This is a genomic window from Pseudomonas sp. IT-P176, from assembly GCF_949767245.1.
Classification (GTDB): Bacteria; Pseudomonadota; Gammaproteobacteria; order Pseudomonadales; family Pseudomonadaceae; genus Aquipseudomonas.
The window spans coordinates 1-1,255 of sequence record NZ_CATKPN010000087.1 but is presented as its reverse complement, the minus strand read 5'-3'; the positions used below and the strand labels follow the sequence as shown (position 1 = coordinate 1,255).

Here is a 1,255-nt window from a genome sequence, read left to right as displayed (position 1 = left end):
ACAGTTTTTAACTAGCAGGGTCGATTTCGCGAGGATCTGACCATGCCCTGGAGAGAGCTGAAACCTATGGATCGAAAAGTGATGTTCATCGCTGCCTATCTGGCGGACAAACACACCTTCAGCAAGCTGTGCAGTGACTACGAGATCAGTCGAAAGACTGGCTATAAATGGGTCGAGCGATACAAAGCTGAAGGGCCTAGTGGGCTTGAGGAACGCAGCCGTTGCCGGCACAGCCAGAGCTACGTGGTGCCTGTCGCTGTTAGGCAGGCAATCATCGAGCTTCGGTCTATCGGAGAAACAACTCCAGGGCCTAAGAAGATCCAAAATGACTTGCTCAAGCGCTTTCCCGATCAGGATCCGCCGTCAAAAACGACCATCTACAACATCCTTAAAGCAGCCAACTTAATTACGCCGCAGCGTGTACGACGGCGTGTCGCGGTCTATCCCAAACCTTTGAGCAAGGCAGAAAAACCTAATCAGCTCTTTAGCGCGGACTACAAGGGCCAGTTTCTGACGGGCGCCGGAGTTTGGTGCTATCCACTGACGATCATGGATCACGCCAGCCGTTTTCTACTGGCCTGCCAGAGTATGTCCAGTACCAATCTGAAGGAGACCCAACAGACCTTTGAGCGAGTTTTCCGCGAGTACGGGTTGCCGGAGCGTATTCGGACTGACAATGGTGTGCCATTTGCCAGTACCGGCCGTGCCGGGCTGTCGCAGCTGTCGATATGGTGGCTGCGACTAGGGATTATTCCTGAGCGAATTGAGCCTGGCCGTCCGGACCAGAATGGGCGTCACGAACGCATGCACCGAACGCTGAAAAGTACCTTGCCTCAACCGCCCGCCATTCCTTGGGAGGCTCAGCAGAGACAGTTTGACCGCTTTGTGCAGCACTACAATTATGAGCGGGGGCACGAGGCGCTTGACCAGAAAACGCCTGCTTCCTGCTATTCACCCTCGACTCGGACTTACCCGGAAAAGTTGCCTGAAATGGGGTATGCGAGCCACGTGGAGTGTTACCTGGCTGATAGTAATGGAATCATTAATCGAGCAGGTCTGCGGATTTATATAGCCAATGTGCTTAAGCATCAGACCATTGGAATGGAGATGATCAGTGATGATGTGTGGGAGGTGATATTCGGTCCGGTAATCCTAGGCCGGGTCTATGCTAGAGAGGCAAAGAACGGGTACGTGTCGATAAAAGTGTTACCTATGTAAAGGTACTTTTTTGTAACCCATGTGGTTGTCCCGTACA

General features: G+C 52.6%; 1 protein-coding gene. It reads left to right on the top strand.

Going from position 1 to position 1,255, the window contains the following annotated elements:
• Window positions 1–42 precede the first annotated feature (42 nt).
• The gene (locus ACM6IP_RS22735; RefSeq protein WP_414862325.1) at window positions 43–1,218 is read left to right on the top strand and encodes an integrase core domain-containing protein; all 1,176 of its coding nucleotides are present in this window, start codon (window positions 43–45) and stop codon (window positions 1,216–1,218) included.
• Window positions 1,219–1,255: the final 37 nt, after the last annotated feature.

Bases quoted from the DNA above. Each gene is read 5' to 3' on its own strand.
- ACM6IP_RS22735 (WP_414862325.1), top strand. From the start codon at position 43: ATGCCCTGGAGAGAGCTGAAACCTATGGATCGAAAAGTGATGTTCATC.